This window comes from Pseudomonas sp. 3-2 (assembly GCF_019710535.1).
Taxonomy (GTDB): domain Bacteria; phylum Pseudomonadota; class Gammaproteobacteria; order Pseudomonadales; family Pseudomonadaceae; genus Aquipseudomonas; species Aquipseudomonas pharyngis.
The window spans coordinates 6,031,436-6,050,309 of the sequence record NZ_CP081200.1 but is presented as its reverse complement, the minus strand read 5'-3'; the positions used below and the strand labels follow the sequence as shown (position 1 = coordinate 6,050,309).

Below are 18,874 nucleotides of genomic sequence, written 5' to 3'. Positions count from 1 at the left end.
CGGGATGACGACCGGCAGGGTTAATCGCTGTCCGGTTGCCCCACAAGATCGCTGCGCCGACTGATTCGGGCGTTCAATGCCAGTGCCACTCCGCTGAGTATCACGAAGCTGTAGCCCAGCGTGGATTGCAGGTTGGCAGGGCTCAGGCTGATCAGGGCACTGATCAAGCCGCCGCAGATGAAAATGATCGTGCTGCCGGCCGAGGCCGAGGTGCCGGCGTTTTCGGGAAACAGACTCATCGCCCGCGAGGTAGCTGCGGGCCGGGCGATGGTGGTGCCGGCGGTGCAGATCAGCATCGGGATCAATACCGTGGCCGGGGTCAGCGCGAAGTTCGATGACAGATAGAGCATGCTCAGGCCGGCGAACAGGATCAGGCTCAACCCGACGATAATCTGCTGGCCACCGTTGATCCGCCTGCTCAGCACGCTGGCCAGGATGCCCCCGACTATATACGCCGCGCCGTAGATCAGCAGGAACAGCGAGAAGTCATAAGCGGACAGTTGCAGGCGGTCCATGAAAATCAGCGGCGAAATCACGATGAAGGAAAAGTGACAGGCGAAGGCAAAGGCCGAAATCAGCCAGTAACCGACGAAGTCGAAATCTCCCAGTACCCGTCGGTAAGCCTTCAGAAAGTGGGTGGGTGTGCCCCGGGCTGCCGGCCGGCTGTTGTCCAGAAACCACCAGGCCTTTAGCAGCACGATGGCGGACAGCGCGGTAAACACCCAGAAGCTGCCGCGCCAGCCCAGCGTTGCCTGAAGAAAGGTACCGGCAAGAGGCGATACCGAGATGAAAATTCCGGTGGCGGTGACCATCAGGATCCGCAAGCGATTACGCTCCTCGCCTTCGAACAGGTCCTGCACCAGCGCTTGTGATAGCACGAAGCAACCGCACCCCAGCGCCTGCACCACCCGAAACATCAGGAACAGCGAATAGTCCGAGGTCATCACGCACCCCAAGGCGCCGATCATTGAAGCGCTCATGCCGGCGAGCAGCAGGCCTTTGCGTCCGATCACATCCGACAATGGACCGATCAACAGCTGGGCGAAGGCAATCCCGACAGCGAACAGGCTGATCGACAGGGCGATGTCCGCCGGGGTGCGGCCAAAGTGTTCGGCCAGCGCCGGGAACGAAGGCAGCAGGACATCCAGCGGGAAGACGCCGAGCAACACCATTGCCAGCAGGAGGCTGACAGCCCCGCGCCGCTGTCGCGGAGTCACCACAGATTGTCCGTCATCCATCGATCAGTCCTGCCCTGGCAAAAAGTGTCTGGTTTTGAGGTTCGGCGAAAAAACCGGCTTTCTTCAACGCGCTCAGTGTGGCGAGGCTGCCGGCGCGTGCCCGCCGCCGACTGGCCTGGGTCGTTGTCATCGTGGCGAGAATGTCCATCACCGTGGTGTTTGCAATGCCCGCGCCACCGAGGCTTTCCTGCAGCCAGTGCTCATCCACTTCGAAGAAAATTTGCAGAATGTCGAGCAAGGTCGTCGCGGTAAACGTTCGCTGTCGCGGGTTCAGGTGCAACCAGAGGTAGTGGAACACTTCTGTGAAATACCGGCTGTGGCGGGCTTCATCGGTGAGGTGATCGCGCAGCATGTCGTTGACACCGGACACCAGACTGTCGCGGCAGACATCCAGCAGTTCACGGGCAATGATGGTTTCCGAGACGAAACCCAGAAGAAAGCACGCCAGCGGCCGTTGCTCCTGACTGGTGCGAGCTATCAGCAGGTTCATCCGGGTGATCCGTCTGGGCATCACCGGGCGCCCGGTGATGGCGTAGAGGCTGGCGATCTGCTCCGCCACCTGACTGGAAAACAGGGCGTGATAGCCCTCGTCGGTGTAGAGCTGGAGCGCGGCGGTTTTCATCGGCGCCGGCACCGCGACCGGAAGCTCGCCATGCACGATGGTTTCGACGGCGCGATTGACGATCCGGTGTTCGAGCAACGTGGTGTAGTCGAGAAAATGCACCAGATGTCGGGCCGTGAGCCGATGCAGCATCGAACGGCCCGCTGCTTCAATGGACGGGTGGGCCAGATAGGGCAGGAACGCCGGCGGAAACCAGTGCCGGGTCTCCAGTTGTTCCTGCACGTTGTCCGGCAAGTGGTAATCGTGGGGGCTGGTGCGGACCGAGGCGCGGGTGTTCCAGTCGCTCAGGGTGAACTGAAAGACCGGCTTCGGGGCGAGGGCGCTCATGACTGTGCCTCACGCAGCAGGTCGCGCATTTCCTGACACATCGCTTGGCCATCGCTTTCCCCGCAACCGACGAAGAACAAGGGTTGTTCCGCACTGTTCTCGAGCTTCAGCAATGTTTCGACCTGCTCATCGGAAAACGCGCCCGTGAGCCAGGTGTTCATGCCCAGCGCGGTGGCCACCAGTTGAAACGTCTGCGAAAGGTGCCCGGCTTCGACGAACGCCATTCGATAGGCGCGCGAATGCGGGTATTTCCACCAGAGCCGGTCGAAGCGGGCGGTGATGAACAGGCCCAATGGCAGGTTGTTGATGAAGTGCTGGCCCCCCAGCAGATTGCCAAATTCGCTGTCGGGCAAGGGACTGATGAAGCTCAGGGCGTGTTCGGCAGGGTGGTAGACATAGACGCCAGGCGCCAGTGCGTCGACGTTCTGCACCAGCACGAACCCGGCGCAGGCATTGAGGCCGCCTCCGGAAGGGCTGCTGCGTCGCGCTCCAAGTCCGTCGGCGATGCTGTCGTCGCGGTCGGCTGCGCGTTCTCGCAGGTAGCCGAGTGACAGGTAAAGCAAGGTGCCGACATCATCCAGCGAAACGGCGGCACCGGTGAAGGAGCGGCAGGTCTTTCGTCGGGTCAGTGAACTCAACAGGCTGTCGTCATTCAGTACGAGCGGTGCGGGCAGGGTGATGAGCGCGTTCGGACCGGTATCCGCAGGGATGTCGGGCGGAGGTGAAGTGGCAAGCACTGTGTTGCAGTGTTCGAGGTATTGCCTGGACCATTCCTGAATATTTCGGGGAGTCTGTTCGCACGGAATATCCCGAGTGCCGATATGGTAGATCCTGGATAGTTCATCCCAGCCCCAGACGGGCGCTGGTTTTTTTGAAGAAATCAGTATTCCGCTATCTAAAAGTTGTGTGTCTATTGTGTTGCTGTTGTCATATAAATCAGGGTTGTGAATAAGTTGCGCCAATCGAGTGGAATACTCAAGGTCAAGTTCATGTTGAGTATGGTCTTTGTAATTCCAGACTATCTGGCCGGGTGTTCGTGGCAGTATGAATAAATAAGGGTTTATATGCATGTCGGGGCACGTTGCTCTGGATGGATGCTTTGTCAGAGGCGCTGGGTAGCCGGCTATACCCAGCGCCAACCTTACTTAACGGACTTTAGGTGCGACCAGAAAAGCCAGGTTTGCGAGGGTGCGGGATTCCAGAGTAATTGCTTTCATGATTGAACTCCTTGTTCATTGGTGCTTCGTGGTTAGTTTGTGTCACCTCCGTGGTGACGACTTAATAATAGTTTGTAATGGGTTAATCGCAAGCAAATATTAAGTAGGAATAATCCAGTAATTTTGTCGGAGTCATCTTCGGCTGGAAGTGGATGTGTAAGTTAAATATCAGTAAATAAATTATTTGCGGAAATATCCTGCACGTCGGGGGGACGATAAATGTAGGAAAGCAAAGTGCAAGACAAAAAGAAGGGGAGCCCGTGGGCTCCCCTTTCGACAGCGTCAGTGCCGTGTGGCTGTCAGCTGTTAGGCAGCAGGCGGCAGGTGATGCTCTTGATGTAGCGGGTTTCCGGAATGGCCGGGTGTACCGGGTGATCCGGGCCCTGGCCGCCACGCTCCAGCAACTGGATGTTGCGGTCCAGGTGACGGGCGCTGGTCAGCAGGATGTTCTGCAAGTCGTCTTCCGGCAGGTGCATCGAGCACGAAGCACTGAACAGGATGCCGTCCTTGTTGAGCAGGCGCATGGCTTGCTCGTTCAGGCGACGGTAGGCGCCTTCACCGTTTTTCAGGTCTTTCTTGCGCTTGATGAACGCAGGCGGGTCGGCAACGATCACGTCGAAGCGCTCTTCGCTGGCCTTGAGTTCCTTGAGGGCTTCGAAGACGTCGCCTTCGATGCAGGTCATCTTGTCGGCAAAGCCGTTCAGTGCAGCGTTGCGCTCAACGCCATCGAGGGCGAAGCCCGAAGCGTCGACGCAGAACACTTCGCTGGCGCCGAACGTGGCCGCCTGCACACCCCAGCCACCGATGTAGCTGTACAGGTCCAGCACGCGCTTGCCCTTGGCGTAAGGGGCCAGGCGTGCGCGGTTCATGCGGTGATCGTAGAACCAGCCGGTTTTCTGACCCTGAACCACCGGCGCTTCGAATTTCACGCCGTTCTCTTCCAGCGCCACCCACTCCGGTACCACGCCGAAGACGGTTTCGGTGTAACGCTCGAGGCCTTCGGCATCGCGGGCGGCGGAGTCGTTCTTGAACAGGATGCCGCTTGGCTTGAGTACTTGGGTCAGCGCCGCGATCACGTCATCTTTATGGGCTTCCATGGTCGCGGAGGCGAGTTGCACCACGAGGATGTCGCCGAAACGGTCGACCACCAGACCCGGCAGCAGGTCGGAATCGCCGTAGACCAGACGATAGAACGGCTTGTCGAACAGGCGCTCGCGCAGCGACAGGGCCACGTTCAGGCGATGCACCAGCAGCGACTTGTCCAGCGGCAGCTTGATGTCGCGCGACAGCAGGCGCGCGCAGATCAGGTTGTTCGGGCTCATGGCGACAATGCCCAGCGGCTTGCCGCCGGCGGCCTCGAGGATCGCCTGGTCGCCGGCCTTGAAGCCGTGCAACGGGGTTGCGGCCACGTCGATTTCGTTGCTGTAGATCCACAGGTGACCGGCGCGCAGGCGACGGTCGGCGTTGGCTTTGAGGCGCAAGCTAGGCAGGGACATGACGTCGCTCCGGAAAAAAGAGCGGGAGTATACCGTGTTGCGCCTTATGCCGGGTTTGGCGTGCGATGAAACGCGCCGGAGCCCTACGCCGACAGCGCGTCGATCAGTGCGTCGCTGAACGCCGGAATATCGTCCGGTTGGCGGCTGCTGATCAGGTTGCCGTCCTTGACCACCTCCTGATCGACCCAGTTTGCCCCCGCGTTGACCAGATCGTCCTTGACCGTCTTGTAGCTGGTCATGGTCTTGCCATTGACCAGTCCTGCCGAAATCAGCAGCCAGCTGCCATGGCAGATCACCGCGATCGGTTTGCCGGCGGAGGTGCCGGTCTTGACCAGGTGCTGGGCGTCCTGGTCGATGCGGATGGTGTCAGAGTTCTGCACACCGCCGGGAAGCACCACGGCGTCGTATTGTTCGATGCTTGCGCCCTGAAAGGTCTGGTCGACCTTGAAGTCGTCTGCAGGTTTATCGTGGTTCCAGCCTTTGACGCTGCCGGCTTCGGCGGAGAGGATGTCAACCTGCGCTCCCGCCTGCTCCAGTGCCTGTTTGGGGCCAGTCAGTTCAACCTGCTCGAAACCGTCGGTTACGAGAAAAGCGACGCGCTTGCCGCTGAGAGAAGTAGCCATCGTTAAGCTCCTGAGTCTGTTGGAATTACTGCCCGAGACAGATGGAGAACTGCTCCGGGCACTACAGATTCCGAAGGCTGGTGGAAAGTGAAAGTTCCTGCGAATTGCCCACTGGTGTGTCGTGCGTCGGTTTTTAGAGGTTAGAATCGCCGCCTGTCCCAGAGTGTGTACTTATGTCCCAAGAGCTGACCACCGAACAGATTCAACAGTCCCTGCAAGGCATCAGTGTGCCCGCGCAGCCGCAGATCATGGTGGATCTGCAAATGGAGCAGTACATGCCCGACCCCGACCTGGAGACGATCGCCAAGCTGATCTCCCAGGATCCCGGCCTGTCCGGCTCGCTGCTGAAAATCGTCAATTCGCCCTATTACGGCCTGAGCAACAAGATCACTTCGATCAAGCGCGCGGTGAACCTGTTGGGCAGCCGTTCGATCATCAATCTGATCAACGCGATGTCGATCAAGGGCGAGATGAACGACGACACCATCGTCACCCTCAACCGTTTCTGGGACACCGCCCAGGACGTGGCCATGACCTGCCTGACCCTGGCCAAGCGTGTCGGCACCGAGGCGAGCGACGAGGCTTACGCCTTGGGCCTGTTCCACGATTGCGGCGTGCCGCTGATGCTTCAGCGTTTCCCGGATTACATGACGACGCTCGAAACGGCTTACGCCAAGGCGGGTGCCGAGCGCCGGATTGTGGACACCGAGAACGACGTCTACAACACCAATCACTCGGTGGTCGGCTACTACACCGCCAAGTCCTGGCGCCTGCCGGAGCATGTCAGCGCGGCCATCGCCAATCACCACAACGCGCTGGCGATCTTCAGCGACGAGACCTCGCGCAACAGTCAGATGAAAAACCTGCTGGCGATCCTCAAAATGGCCGAGCACATCTGCGCGTCGTACCGGGTTTTGGGTAACCAGACCGAAGACTTCGAATGGCAGGCGGTCGGGCCGCTGGTGCTGGAATACATCGGCCTCTCGGATTACGACTTCGAAACCTTGAAGCAGACCATCCGCGAACTTGGCGCGCACTGATTTAAAAAGACCCTTGATTCGAGACACTCATGCCTGAATTGCCGGAAGTCGAAACCACCCGCCGCGGTATTGCCCCGCACCTGGAAGGCCAGCGTGTCAGCCGGGTGATCGTGCGTGAGCGGCGGCTGCGCTGGCCGATTCCCGACGACCTCGATGTGCGCCTGTCCGGGCAGCGCATCGTGCTGGTCGAGCGGCGCGCCAAGTATCTGTTGATCAACGCCGAAGTCGGCACCTTGATCAGCCATCTGGGCATGTCGGGCAATTTGCGGCTGGTTGAGGTCGGGATGCCGGCGGCCAAGCATGAGCATGTCGATATCGAACTGGAGTCGGGCCTGGCCCTGCGCTACACCGATCCACGGCGCTTCGGGGCGATGCTCTGGAGCAACGATCCGCTCAATCACGAATTGCTGATCCGTCTGGGTCCGGAGCCGTTGACCGATCTGTTCGATGGCGAGCGGCTGTATCAGCTGTCGCGCGGGCGGTCGATGGCGGTCAAGCCGTTCATCATGGACAACGCGGTGGTGGTGGGGGTCGGCAATATCTACGCGACCGAAGCGCTGTTCGCCGCCGGCATCGATCCGCGCCGCGAAGCCAAGGGCATTTCCCGGGCGCGCTACTTGAAGCTGGCGATCGAGATCAAACGCATCCTCGCCGCGGCCATCGAGCGTGGCGGCACCACGTTGCGCGACTTCATCGGTGGCGACGGGCAGCCGGGGTATTTCCAGCAGGAGCTGTTTGTCTACGGTCGCGGTGGCGAGCACTGCAAGGTCTGTGGCACGGGCCTGCGGGAAATCAAGCTCGGCCAGCGCGCCAGCGTCTGGTGTCCGCGCTGCCAGAGCTGAGCAGGGCATCCGAAAAAGTCCTACGGTCTATAGTGAGATGTCTCACTGTTCAGCCCGAAGGATCGTGCCATGAAGTCCTTGCAAACCCTCATCGTCGCACTGCTGCTGTGCTTCAGTCTGACCGTTCAGGCCACGGAAGGCGGCAGCGGTGATCCGCGTTACGCCATCCAGAATCCACCGGCTTACGCCATGCTCGGCGACCTGCTGATTGCCCGACCATTGCTGGTGGTGGCGACGGTGATCGGCGCCGGGGCGTTTGTCGTGTCGTTGCCGTTCACCGCGCTGGGTGGCGGAATTGGCGATGCGGGAGAGGCGCTGGTGGTGGCGCCGGCGAAAGCGGCGTTCGTGCGTTGCCTGGGCTGCACTGGAGAAGGATTTGAGCAGCGCGAATAGTCAGATCGCAGCCAAAGCTGCGATCTAAAAAGAGACTCAAGCCTTGCCGGTGATCTTGCGGTACTTCTCCATCAACTGTTCTTCAGTCTCCGGATGGGCTTCGTCCAGTGGAATGCAATCCACCGGGCAGACCTGCTGGCACTGCGGCTCGTCGTAGTGACCGACGCACTGGGTGCACAGGTTCGGGTCGATCACGTAGATCTCTTCGCCTTGGGAGATGGCGGCGTTCGGGCACTCGGGTTCGCAGACGTCGCAGTTGATGCAATCGTCGGTGATGATCAGGGACATGCTAACTCCAGCCGGGGCGGGGAGCCCGGGCGCTATGAATCAATGCGCGCAATTGTGCCGCATTGGCGCCCGTAGTGCACGCGGGCGCCGTTTGAACGGTCGTTACTTCTTGAAGCGCAGGGTCAGGGCCTCGGCCACCGCCGGGTGGACGAACTTGCTGATATCGCCGCCCAGGGCCGCGATTTCCCGCACCAGGGTCGAGGAAATGAACGAATAACGTTCGGACGGGGTGAGAAACAGGCTCTCCACATCCGGCGCCAACTGGCGGTTCATGTTGGCCAGCTGGAATTCGTATTCGAAGTCCGATACCGCGCGCAGGCCACGCAGGAACACGTTGGCGTTCTGCTCTTTGGCGAAATGCGCCAGCAGCGTCGAGAAGCCGACCACTTCCACGTTCGGCAGGTGTTTGGTGACCTCGCGGGCCAGCTCGACCCGTTGTTCCAGCGGGAACAGCGGATTCTTCTTGGGGCTGGCGGCGACCGCAATGATCACGTGGTCGAACAGGCGCGAGGCGCGTTCGACCAGATCGCCATGGCCCTTGGTAATAGGGTCGAAGGTACCTGGGTACAACACTCGGTTCATCGCGTCGTCCTGGCGGGAATCCGTTGGGGAGTCGGATGGTATCGCAGCCGTCCCGGTCGGGAAAGTCGCCTGTTGGATAAGAAAGCACTATAGACGAGCGGAATTTTCGTCTTTTTCACGGGTTTCTCAGCCGTTCGCCGAGGGATGTCGCCAGTTGCGCCGTCAGACCATACACCGACAACTGCGGGTTGGCGCCGATGCTGGTGGGGAACAGCGAGCCGTCATGAATCGACAGATTACGCAGTTGATGATGGCGGCCGAGGCTGTCGGTGACCGTGCTTTTCGGGTCTTCGCCCATTGCGCATCCGCCCATGACGTGGGCGCTGCCCAGGCGGGTGCGATACAGCTCGAGGCTCAGGCTGTCGATCAACGAGCGGGCCTCGGCCAGGCTGTTCACGTAGCGCGCATCGGCGTGCATCGGCATCACCGCTTTGGCGCCGCCGGCGAACTGGATCTCGGCCATGCTGTGGAAGGATCGGCGCAAGCCTTCCCAGGTGTAAGGCGACACCTGATAGTCGAGCACTGGCGAGCCGTCACCGCGCAGCTCGACGCTGCCGCCCGGGCTGTCCGGGTGAAAACCGTCACGCAGCAGGGCCAGCATCGCGTGGGTGTGGGGCAGGTCCGCCATGTGTTGCGCGCTTTCCTGACCGAACCCGCCGAGCAACGTGGCGGCCAGCGCCGGGTGCAGCGGCGGCACTTCGAGTTTGTAGGCCATTGGGCCGGTGGTGCCGTCCTTCCACTGGAAATGATCCGAGTAGATCGATTGCGGCGCACCGTAGAACGGGTTGATCACCTCGTCGAAACGCCCGGCGGACATGTTCACCAAATGCAGGAAGGTGCGCTTGCCCAGCCGTTTGTGCGGATCCGGTGCATCCGAACGCATCAGCAGCGCCGGGCTGTTGATCCCGCCGCCGGCCAGCACGTAGTGGCGTGCCTTGACGGTAATGGCGTGCCCAGTCGGCTCGACGCAACGTTCGTCCATCGCCACGCATTGCAGGCCGATGACCTTGTCGCCGTTGATCAAAAGCTTTTCGGCCCGGGCCAGATAGAGCAGCTCGCCACCCTTTTCCAGGGTCGCCGGAATGGTCGTGACCATCATCGATTGCTTGGCGTTGGTCGGGCAGCCCATACCGCAGTAGCCGAGGTTCCAGCAGCCGCGTACGTTGCGCGGGATCACGTGCCAGCTGTAGCCGAGTTGTTCGCAGCCTTTGCGGATCACGTCGTTGTTGGCGTTGGGCGGCACCATCCACGGGGCGACGCCGAGTCGCTGCTCCATTTTTTCGAACCACGGCGCCATGTCGGCGGGGCTGTGGCCTTTGACGTTGTGTTCCCTGGCCCAGTGTTCGAGGGTCGGTTCGGGGGTGCGAAAACTCGATGTCCAGTTGATCAGCGTGGTGCCGCCGACCGCGCGGCCCTGAAGGATGGTGATCGCGCCGTCCTTGCTCATGCGGCCGATGCCTTCCTGATAGAGGCTGCTGTAGGCCTGGTCTTCCAGCAGTTTGAAATCGCTGCTGGTCTTGAGCGGGCCTTCTTCGATCAGCAGCACTTTGTAGCCGGCGGCGCTGAGGATTTCCGCCGTGGTGCCGCCACCAGCGCCGCTGCCGATGATGGCCACGTCGGCTTCCAGGCTCAGGTCATCGGTAAGTTGCGCGCCGTTGTAGGTTTTCCAGCCACGGGCAAGGCCTTCGCGAAACGGGTCGGGTACGGGCATCGATCAGGTTCTCTTATTATTGTTTTGCGTGGGTCGCCAGGCTCAAACGGCGGGCGGGCCGGGGTAACCGCAATGGGCCCAGGATTCGGCGCGGGTGTACCAGGCCATCATCACCATTTGCAGCAATGAGCTGTGGCCCATGCGCAGCAGGCTCAGCGAGCTGTTTTCCCAGCGTTCGAGGAAGTGACGGATCGCCTCGGGGCTGGCGTTTTCCCAACTGCCCCAGATCCCGGTCAATGGCCCGCGCGTCACCGCCATGCCCAGCACGTCGAACAGTTGCCGGGTGAGCTTGAGCATTTCCGGCGACAGGTGATCGAGGCTGTAGTCCAGCGACTTAAGCGTTCCGTCGACAGCAGCGGGCATCTTTTCCACAGTAACGGCGCCCTCCAGCATCACTGGAATCAGCGCACGCAGAAACAGCAGATCAGCGCTGCGCAGCGTGGCGAACCCGTTGGCTGAAGCGCTCGACGAACAGCCGCTGAGGCTGGCGCCAAGGCCGGCGGTAGCGAGGAAAGCCGTGGCGCCGAGGCTGAATTTCAGCAGGCCACGGCGCGACAGGGCAGGTGTTTCGGTCAGGCTTGGGTGCATTGTTGTTATTACCCGGCGGTGACGTTAGCGAATGAACAGTTTCTGGATCAGTTTCTGAATGGATTTGCCGTAGGGCGGGTAGATCAGCTTCGCCGCGTTGAAGCGTTGTTTGACCAGCACACCCTTGGCCTTGCTGAACGTCAGGAAGCCTTCGTGCCCGTGGTAATGACCCATGCCCGACGGGCCGATGCCGCCGAATGGCATGTCGTCCTGCGCCACGTGCAGCAGCGTGTCATTGAGGCAGACGCCACCGGAATGGGTTTCGCTGAGCACGCGTTTCTGTTCGCGCTTGTCGTAGCCGAAGTAGTAAAGAGCCAGAGGACGTGGCCGCTGATTGATGTAAGCAAATGCCTGATCCAGATCCTGATAGGGCACGATCGGCAGCAACGGGCCGAAGATCTCGTCCTGCATGACCGTCATCTCGTCGCTGACATTCAGCAGCAGGCTGTGCGGCATGCGTCGGCCCTGGCCTTGGTCGAACAGTGGAATCAGCAGCGCGCCCTTGCTGGTGGCGTCGCTGAGGTAGCTGTTGAGCCGCGCCAGTTGGCGCTCGTTGATGATCGCGGTGTAGTCCGGGTTGTCGGCGAGTGTCGGATAAAACCCGCGCACGGCCTGGCGATAGGCTTCGACGAAACCGCCGATGCGCTCTTCCGGCACCAGCACGTAGTCCGGGGCCACGCAGGTCTGGCCGGCGTTGAGGGTCTTGCCGAAAGCGATGCGCTCGGCGGCGTCCTTGAGCGGCACGTCGCGGGAGACGATGGCCGGGGACTTGCCGCCCAGTTCCAGGGTCACCGGCGTCAGGTTCTCTGCCGCTGCGCGCATCACGTGCCTGCCGACGCTGGTGGAGCCGGTGAACAGCAGGTGGTCGAAGCGCATTTTCGAAAACGCCACGCCGACATCGGCCTCGCCGAGCACCACGCACACCAGATCCTCGGGGAAGATTCGCGCCAGCAGTTCCTTGAGCAGCAGGCCGGTGGCAGGGGTCGATTCGCTGAGCTTGAGCATCACCCGATTGCCGGCCGCAAGGGCGCCGGTCAGCGGGCCGATGGCCAGGAACAGCGGGTAGTTCCACGGCACGATGACGCCCACCACGCCCAGCGGCTGGTACACGACTTTCGCCGACGCGGGCTGGAAAGCAACGCCGACTTTGCGTTTTGAAGGTTTCATCCACTGGCTGATGTGCCGACTGGCGTAGTGAATGCCGTGCAGGCTCGGCATCAGCTCGGCGAGCAGGGTTTCATCGGCGCTGCGGTGGCTGAAGTCGGAGCTGATGGCGTCGATCAGGGCCTGCCGCTCGTTGCTCAGCAAATCGCGCAGGGCCTTGAGCCATTGCTGGCGCTGGGCCGCAGGCGGCATCGGGTTGGCGGCGTAGGCGGCACGCTGCGCGTCAAACAGCCGGTTGAGCTCTTCCAGCGGCTGTTGCAGCGTTTGCAGGTAGGCAATATCGGCAGTCATCGGCGGCTCCGGAGTTGTTGTTGTGAGGAGCTTTTTAGAGTCTATGCTCTAGAAAGTCAAATGGCTTCCTTGCGCATCCTGGTTTTATCCCGTTCCGGTTAGGCCGTAAGATGCCCCCCAACGCACTCTGAATTAAAGCTCAAGCCATGGCCCCACGGATCAAAACCAGCGAGCGCATCGTGCAGAACAGCCTCGAGCTGTTCAATCAGCAGGGCGAGCGCAGCATCAGCACCAATCACATCGCCGCCCACATGGAGATATCTCCGGGCAATCTGTACTACCACTTCCCCAACAAGCAGGCGATCATCGCCGTGCTGTTCAGTGAGTACGAAAGCCTGGTGGACAGCTTCCTGCGTCCGCCTCAGGGCCGTGCCGCGACGGTCGAAGACAAGCGCTTCTATCTCAAGGAGCTGCTGTCGGCGATGTGGCGCTACCGTTTCCTGCACCGCGATCTCGAGCATCTGCTCGACAGCGATCCTGAGCTGGCCGGGCGCTACCGGCGCTTCTCCCAGCGCTGCGTGATCCAGGGCGCGGCGATCTATGAAGGGTTCGTTGCCGCCGGCATCCTGAAAATGGATCGGGTGCAGATCGAATCCCTGACCCTCAACGCGTGGATCATCCTCACCTCCTGGGTGCGCTTCCTGTGCACGACCCGGGAGAATTCCAACTACCTCAGCGAACAGGCCATCAAACGTGGCGTGTATCAGGTGCTGGTGCTGGAAGCAGGGTTCGTCACCGAGCAGGCCCGCGATGAGGTCAACGCCTTGTTCGAAGAGTTCTACGTGCCGCTGGCCCAGGCCCTCGAAGAGAGACCGTAAGCCCATTTCCTCACTGGAGTCGTTCGCTATGCCGATTGCGCAACTGATCAGCCCGACCGCACTGGATGCCCGCAAGGCGCAACCGGGGCTGGTGATTCTCGATTGCCGCTTTGCCCTCGAAGACCCGGATTACGGCCAGCGCAGCTACGCCGAGGGGCACATTGCCGGGGCACATTTCGCCGATCTTGAACGCGACCTCAGCGGCCCGGTGATCAAGGGCGTGACCGGTCGCCATCCGCTGCCGGAACCGGCGGCGCTGATCGAACGCCTGCAAGCGTTCGGCATCAATAATGACAGCGACGTGGTTCTGTATGACGACGGCCCGGGCGCCTATGCGGCGCGGGCCTGGTGGTTGCTGGCGTGGCTGGGCAAGCGTGACGGCGTGTTCATTCTCGATGGCGGGCTCAAGGCCTGGCATGCGGCGGGGCTGCCGTTGAGTCTTGATCCACCGTCAGCGGCCCGGGGCAACTTCAGCGGCCAGCCGGACATGCGCCTGCTGCTCAGCGCCGAGCAATTGCAGCAACGCCTCGGCCAGCCGGCCCTGACCCTGCTCGATGCCCGCGCCTTGCCGCGCTTCAAGGGCGAAGTGGAGCCGATCGACCCGATCGCCGGGCACATTCCCGGCGCGCAATGCGCGGCGTTTACCGACAACCTGGGCAGCGACGGGCGTTTCCTGCCGACCGATCAGCTCAAGCAGCGTTTCGCCGCGAAACTCGGCGAGCGTTCCCCGAACGATCTGGTGGCTTACTGCGGCTCCGGGGTGACGGCGTGTCACAACCTGTTTGCCCTGTGTCTGGCGGGTTATCCATTGGGTTCGCTGTATGCCGGATCGTGGAGCGAGTGGATCAACGAGCCTTCGCGCGGTATCGCCACCGGCGAGTAATCGCTCAGCGATCCAGCCGCGCGCTGCGATAGGCCGCCGGCCCCACGCCATAAACCTGTTTGAATTGCCGGCTCAGATGGCTCTGGTCGGCAAATCCCAGCTGCGTGGCGACTTCCACCGGCAGGCAGCCGCTCTGCAACAAGCCCCGCGCGCAGGCAATTCGCTGCTGCATCAGCCAGCTGTGCGGCGGCATGCCGGTGGCGCGGCGGAACACCCGGGCGAAGTGGAAGGGCGAGAGGTTCACGGCCGCCGCCAGTTCTTCCAGCGAGGGCGGCGCCGCCAGTTGCGCGTGCAGCAACTCCTTGGCCATCGCCACCGCGCGGTGCTCCTTGCCGGGGTTGCCGCTGATCTGCACCGCTGCGTGACGCTGCAACAGCAGCATCATCATTTCCCGCCACACGGTTTGCTGTTGCAACGCGGTGGCGGGGCTTTCCAGCAAGCGGTGCAACTGACAGAAACCGTTGACCAGGTCCGGATCGCGATACAGCGTCGCCCCGAAGGCCGGCATCGGTGCGGTCGGCAGTTCCAGTTCATTCAACAGCGCGACGATCTGCCCGGTGTCGGGATAAAACGCCCGGTACAGCCAGCCGTCCTCGGAGCCCTTGTGGCCGTTATGCACTTCGTCCGGATTGATCAGCACCAGCGTGCCGCTGCCCGCCAGGTGTTCGGCGCCGCGATAACGGTAGCGCTGGGCGCCGGCCATGATCATGCCGATCACATAACCGTCGTGGACGTGCGGGGCGAAACGATGCTCGATGTAGCGCGCGGTCAACAGCTCGACCCCGGCCAGGGGCGCGGCTTGCCAGAAGCGGATCGACTCGCCCTGATCGCTCATGACCTCATCGCCCCGCGTCGGCCAGCCACTGCGGAATCCGTCGTTCCAGGTAATAACCCGGCTGGCGGAGCGTGCCGTCGACGAAGCCGACGTGCCCGCCCTTGTTCTGCAATTCGAATTGCGTCGTTGCCGACAACTCACTGGCCTGCGGCAGGCTGTGGGGATACACGAACGGGTCGTCCGCTGCCTGAATGATCAGGGTCGGTGTGCGGATCTCACCGAGAAAGTAACGGCTCGATGCCCGGCGATAATAATCCTCGGCATCGGCGAAACCGTGCAGCGGCGCGGTCACCCGGCCATCGAAATCCCAGAAGGTGCGCATGTTTTCCAGCGAGCCGAGGGCCGCCAAAGCTGCAATCCCATCTTCGCGCCCGTCATGCTGGAACTGACGCTGCTTGTTCCTGATGTAGGCCACCATCTCGCGCATGAAGTGCGCCTGATAGACCTTCGAGAAACCCTGGCCAATACGGTCGGCACATTGATCGAGGCGAAACGGCACCGACACCGCCACCGCACCGAGCACGCCACTGGCGCTGCCGGTTTCCCCCAGGTGCTTGAGCAGCACATTGCCACCGAGGGAATAGCCGACCGCATACAGCGGCGCCAATGGCCGCTTGGCCTTCAGGTGGCGGAGGGTTTCGGCGAGGTCTTCGCTGGCCCCGGAGTGGTAGCTGCGCGGCAGCAGGTTCGGCTCGCCGGAGCAGCCGCGCCAGTTCAGCGCGACACTGGCCCAGCCTTGCGCGGCGAGCGCTGCCTGGATTCCGGCGACGTAGGGGGAGTTGGAAGAGCCGGTCAGCCCGTGCAGCACCAGTACCAGTGGCGCTTCAGCGCTGTGCGGGCCATACCAGTCGAGGTCGAGGAAATCGCCGTCGTCCAGCCACAGCCGTTCGCGCTGGCGATCAAGGTGCACGGTTTTACGCCATAGTGGCCCCCACAAGGTTTGCCGGTGTGGATTGCCGAGGCCGAAGGCGGGTGTGAAACGAAATCCGGGTTCGGAAGGAGCAAGAGGTGCGCGCACAGTAAATCTCGACGGTGTCATGCATGAAGTGGTCGCCACACAAAGGGCTGCCACTTCAAGGGAGATCTAACTTGCCACAAAGCCTGCATCAGCGCGACACGAATGCCCGGACGGCTCGACGGTCGGGACAATGGCCGGTTGCGGGAGCGGCAGTTGGGGTGTCGTCGGACCTACGGTCACTACCCGCCACTGATCGTCAGGCAGATGTTTGTCCACTGCCATTCTGATCTGCTCCAGCGTCAGGCTCTGCACCTGTTGCGCGAAGAAATCCAGGTCGAGCGGCAAGTGGTGGCGGTTGATCTCGATCAGGCGCGCGAGAATCTGCCCGTTGCTGGCACTGCCAGTGATATTGGCGTTGGCCAGTCGGCGTTTGAAGTGATCGAGCTCCTCCTGCGAGGGGCCATCACGCCGGAAATCGCTGAGCATCGATTTCACCAGAGCCACCGTTTCATTCACGAATTGGGGGCTGGTCTGCAGAGCAATTGATGTCAGTCCGCCGCCTGCCCAGTCTTTGGTGCGAATGCTGACGTCGTATACCAGGCCTCGTTTGTTGCGCAGTTCTGTCATCAGGCGGGAATTTGCGCCACTGCCGAAAATCAGCGTCCCGGCATACAGCGCAATGAAATCCTCGTGTTGGCGCGACAGGCTGGGTTGCCCAAGCAATACGTGAGTCTGTTCTTGTGTGCGCTCTACATGGTGATGCATTTCAGTGCCGAACGCTTTGGGCGGTTCGACGGCGGGGAGTGCAACGGTGGGGGCGGGTAGCGCATTGGCGATTTGCAGGCTGATGGCCTGTGCCTGCTCGACGGAAAGGTCTCCCACCAACGTAATTTGTGTCTGGCTTGCCGAGTGGGTTTGTCGGTGGAACGTTTGAACGGCCTGACGGGTGATCGAGGTCATGTCGGTATCGGTTCCGTAGATCGAACGGGCGTAGGGCGTGTCCGGAGCCAGCAGCTCCTGAAGGCGTTGCCTGGCAATGTCCGCAGGTTGTTGCTGTTGTGCCAGCTGCAAGCCACGAAGCTCGCTCTTGACCCTCAGCAGCGCTTCATCGGAAAGGGAGGGCTGCCCCAGCATTTGCGTAAACAGTTGCAGCGCCGGGGCGCTTTTGTCTGGATCGCTGAGGCTGCGCAACGTGAACGTGGCACGCTCCTGATCCAGAACCATACCGACTTTCGCACCCAGCCCGTCAAAGACTTCGGCGATCGCTGCATGGTCATTCTTGCCGCTCACCCCCTCGTTGAACAGGCTGAATGTCAACGCTGCCAGACCGGGGTTGTCGCCATCGTGTGCACTGCCGGCGGCGAAACTGACGTGAACATCGAACATCGGCAACTCCGCCGTACGGATGAATAGCGTTTTGATGTCTGTCGTGGTTTTCCAGCCCTTGATGGTCAATGGGCGTGGCGTCTGTCGGGACGTGTCTGTTTCCGACAGCGATTGCAATCGTGATTTGGGAAAACCGGCTGGCGCAGTATCGGCAGCAACCGGACTGGCTGACAGCCAGAGGGTGAACGCAAAACCGGCCATGGCAGACCGAAAGACGTGCGCAGATTTATCCATGTTTTTTCTCCGCAAGCACGTGGGCTGTGCTGAGGCGTTCGCGGATCAGGTACTTTTCAGCGACCTGGCGGAGGTCCTCGGGGGTCACTTTCTTGAGCTCGGCGATCTCCTGATCGAGCAATTGCCACGACAGGCCAGCGCTCTCGAGGGCGGCCAGATGTATGGCAGTGTTCATGATCGAATCCCGGGCAAAAACTCTCTGGGCGATCAGTTGGGTCCGCGCGCGTTCCAGTTCTTCGGGAGAGGGGGGCGTGGTGCGCAGTTCTTCGAGCAGATCCCAGACTCGTATTTGTGCGGTTTCCGGGCTTGTGGGTTGTGAGCTGTCGAGGCGGGTGCTCAATGTCAGAAGAGTATCGCCGCGACTGTAAAGGTCGTAGCTGGCGCTGACATGGCTGAATACATGCTCCTTGTGTTGCAGGTGTTTTTGCAGGCGAGCGCTCTGGGAGCCTGCCAGCAACATTTCCATCAGGCGCAGCGCATGCGCAGTCCGGTATGTATCTGCCGTAGCCAGGCTGGGAACGTTGAACGCCATGATCAACTGCGAGGCGGGCACCGGTTGGTTGAGGATGAGGCGGCGTTCGCCTGGCTGCGGCAATTCGCGCGGTTTTACGGTTTGGGTGAGGGGGCGACTGGCGAGGCCGCCGAAGTAGCGTTGAGCCAGAGGTTGAACGTAATCGAGGGTGACGTCGCCGACGACGACCAGCGTGGCATTGCCAGGGGCATAGCGTGACTCATACCAGTCGCGCAACTGAGCGGTGTTCAAGGTGCGCAGATCGTTCATCCAGCCGATGACGGGGGGCCGGTAGCTGCTGGAGGGATAGGCCAGGGTTTCCAGACGCTCCAGTGCGGTGTCCAGAGGACTGTCTTCCACACTCAAGCGGCGCTCTTCTTGAATGACACTTATCTCGGAAGCGAAATCTTCAGGTGTGAGGTGAGCAGTCGACATCAGGTCGGCCATCAGCTCGAATGCGACCCCCAGATAAGGCTTGGGCAAAGTCTGGTGATAAGCAGTGACGTCTTTACCGGTAAAGGCATTTTCCGATGCCCCCAGGGATTCCAGTATGGCGGATGCTTCGCCCGGACAGGTCTTGCTGCTGCCCTTGTAAAGCATGTGCTCCAGCGCGTGTGACAGTCCGGTCTGACCCGGTGCTTCGTCAGCCGATCCGACCTTGAACCACAGTTGGGAAGTGACCAGCGGGGCTCGGTGATCCTCGCGGACGATGACCTTCAGGCCGTTGTCCAGCAGAAACTCATGGGTGGTCGGTGGTGGGGCGGCCAGCGCCAGCAGCGGGGCCAGGGCCAGGCAAGGCAGCATCCTGCTGCACAAAGTGTCCATAA

19 protein-coding genes are annotated in these 18,874 nt (G+C 61.4%); 5 read left to right on the top strand and 14 right to left on the bottom strand.

Annotated elements, in window-relative coordinates; genetic code table 11:
• Positions 1-20 precede the first annotated feature (20 nt).
• The 5 genes from K3819_RS27545 to K3819_RS27525 all read right to left on the bottom strand — a co-directional run bounded on the left by K3819_RS27545 (position 21) and on the right by K3819_RS27525 (position 5,523).
• Entirely contained in the window at positions 21-1,238 is a 1,218-nt protein-coding gene (locus K3819_RS27545) for a multidrug effflux MFS transporter (protein WP_221398282.1), read from the bottom strand.
• The gene (locus tag K3819_RS27540) at positions 1,231-2,187 is read right to left on the bottom strand and encodes a diiron oxygenase (protein WP_064600137.1); all 957 of its coding nucleotides are present in this window, start codon (positions 2,185-2,187) and stop codon (positions 1,231-1,233) included. The genes K3819_RS27545 and K3819_RS27540 overlap by 8 nt, the downstream gene beginning before the upstream one ends.
• The gene (locus K3819_RS27535; protein ID WP_085611995.1) at positions 2,184-3,257 is read right to left on the bottom strand and encodes a SagB family peptide dehydrogenase; all 1,074 of its coding nucleotides are present in this window, start codon (positions 3,255-3,257) and stop codon (positions 2,184-2,186) included. Before K3819_RS27535 ends, K3819_RS27540 begins: the two co-directional genes overlap by 4 nt.
• Before the next feature lie 446 nt (positions 3,258-3,703).
• On the bottom strand, positions 3,704-4,900 hold the full coding sequence (locus K3819_RS27530; protein WP_221398281.1) for a class I SAM-dependent rRNA methyltransferase: 1,197 nt from the start codon (positions 4,898-4,900) through the stop codon (positions 3,704-3,706).
• Between the two features lie 83 nt (positions 4,901-4,983).
• Positions 4,984-5,523 carry a type 1 glutamine amidotransferase domain-containing protein gene (locus K3819_RS27525; RefSeq protein WP_064600129.1) on the bottom strand — a complete coding sequence of 180 codons (540 nt, stop codon included), beginning with the start codon at positions 5,521-5,523 and terminating at the stop codon, positions 4,984-4,986.
• 227 nt (positions 5,524-5,750) lie between these two features.
• Here K3819_RS27525 and K3819_RS27520 point away from each other — a divergent pair, with 227 nt between their 5' ends.
• The 3 genes from K3819_RS27520 (at position 5,751) to K3819_RS27510 (ending at position 7,798) form a co-directional block, all read left to right on the top strand.
• Positions 5,751-6,563, top strand: a complete 813-nt coding sequence (locus tag K3819_RS27520) for an HDOD domain-containing protein (RefSeq protein ID WP_221399735.1) — start codon at positions 5,751-5,753, stop codon at positions 6,561-6,563.
• 29 nt (positions 6,564-6,592) lie between these two features.
• Entirely contained in the window at positions 6,593-7,405 is an 813-nt protein-coding gene (gene mutM, locus K3819_RS27515) for a bifunctional DNA-formamidopyrimidine glycosylase/DNA-(apurinic or apyrimidinic site) lyase (protein WP_221398280.1), read from the top strand.
• A gap of 69 nt (positions 7,406-7,474) precedes the next feature.
• Positions 7,475-7,798, top strand: coding sequence for a hypothetical protein (locus tag K3819_RS27510; protein WP_007953415.1), 324 nt, complete (start codon positions 7,475-7,477; stop codon positions 7,796-7,798).
• Between the two features lie 36 nt (positions 7,799-7,834).
• Here K3819_RS27510 and K3819_RS27505 read toward each other — a convergent pair whose 3' ends face one another.
• The 5 genes from K3819_RS27505 to K3819_RS27485 form a co-directional block, all read right to left on the bottom strand.
• Positions 7,835-8,086, bottom strand: coding sequence for a YfhL family 4Fe-4S dicluster ferredoxin (locus tag K3819_RS27505; RefSeq protein WP_003195146.1), 252 nt, complete (start codon positions 8,084-8,086; stop codon positions 7,835-7,837).
• Between the two features lie 102 nt (positions 8,087-8,188).
• Entirely contained in the window at positions 8,189-8,668 is a 480-nt protein-coding gene (gene coaD, locus K3819_RS27500; RefSeq protein WP_007953414.1) for a pantetheine-phosphate adenylyltransferase, read from the bottom strand.
• Positions 8,669-8,783: 115 nt separating this feature from the next.
• Positions 8,784-10,379 carry a GMC family oxidoreductase gene (locus K3819_RS27495; RefSeq protein WP_221398279.1) on the bottom strand — a complete coding sequence of 532 codons (1,596 nt, stop codon included), beginning with the start codon at positions 10,377-10,379 and terminating at the stop codon, positions 8,784-8,786.
• Positions 10,380-10,421: 42 nt separating this feature from the next.
• Positions 10,422-10,967: a twin-arginine translocation pathway signal protein gene (locus K3819_RS27490; protein WP_221398278.1), complete on the bottom strand. Its 546-nt coding sequence runs from the start codon at positions 10,965-10,967 to the stop codon at positions 10,422-10,424.
• 24 nt (positions 10,968-10,991) lie between these two features.
• Positions 10,992-12,422 carry a coniferyl aldehyde dehydrogenase gene (locus K3819_RS27485; RefSeq protein WP_221398277.1) on the bottom strand — a complete coding sequence of 477 codons (1,431 nt, stop codon included), beginning with the start codon at positions 12,420-12,422 and terminating at the stop codon, positions 10,992-10,994.
• A 146-nt stretch (positions 12,423-12,568) separates the two neighbouring features.
• Between K3819_RS27485 and K3819_RS27480 the strand changes: the two genes are divergently transcribed.
• Entirely contained in the window at positions 12,569-13,240 is a 672-nt protein-coding gene (locus K3819_RS27480; RefSeq protein ID WP_039767914.1) for a TetR/AcrR family transcriptional regulator, read from the top strand.
• A 28-nt stretch (positions 13,241-13,268) separates the two neighbouring features.
• Positions 13,269-14,123: a sulfurtransferase gene (locus K3819_RS27475; RefSeq protein WP_085611990.1), complete on the top strand. Its 855-nt coding sequence runs from the start codon at positions 13,269-13,271 to the stop codon at positions 14,121-14,123.
• Positions 14,124-14,127: 4 nt separating this feature from the next.
• Here K3819_RS27475 and K3819_RS27470 read toward each other — a convergent pair whose 3' ends face one another.
• From K3819_RS27470 to K3819_RS27455, 4 genes are read right to left on the bottom strand one after another with little or no spacing between them, the layout of a single operon-like run.
• On the bottom strand, positions 14,128-14,958 hold the full coding sequence (locus K3819_RS27470) for an AraC family transcriptional regulator (protein WP_221398276.1): 831 nt from the start codon (positions 14,956-14,958) through the stop codon (positions 14,128-14,130).
• A 4-nt stretch (positions 14,959-14,962) separates the two neighbouring features.
• Positions 14,963-15,997 carry a hydrolase gene (locus tag K3819_RS27465; RefSeq protein WP_221398275.1) on the bottom strand — a complete coding sequence of 345 codons (1,035 nt, stop codon included), beginning with the start codon at positions 15,995-15,997 and terminating at the stop codon, positions 14,963-14,965.
• Positions 15,998-16,042: 45 nt separating this feature from the next.
• Entirely contained in the window at positions 16,043-17,536 is a 1,494-nt protein-coding gene (locus tag K3819_RS27460) for a pitrilysin family protein (RefSeq protein ID WP_260329005.1), read from the bottom strand.
• Positions 17,529-18,872, bottom strand: coding sequence for a pitrilysin family protein (locus tag K3819_RS27455; protein WP_221398274.1), 1,344 nt, complete (start codon positions 18,870-18,872; stop codon positions 17,529-17,531). Before K3819_RS27455 ends, K3819_RS27460 begins: the two co-directional genes overlap by 8 nt.
• Between the last annotated feature and the right edge of the window lie 2 nt (positions 18,873-18,874).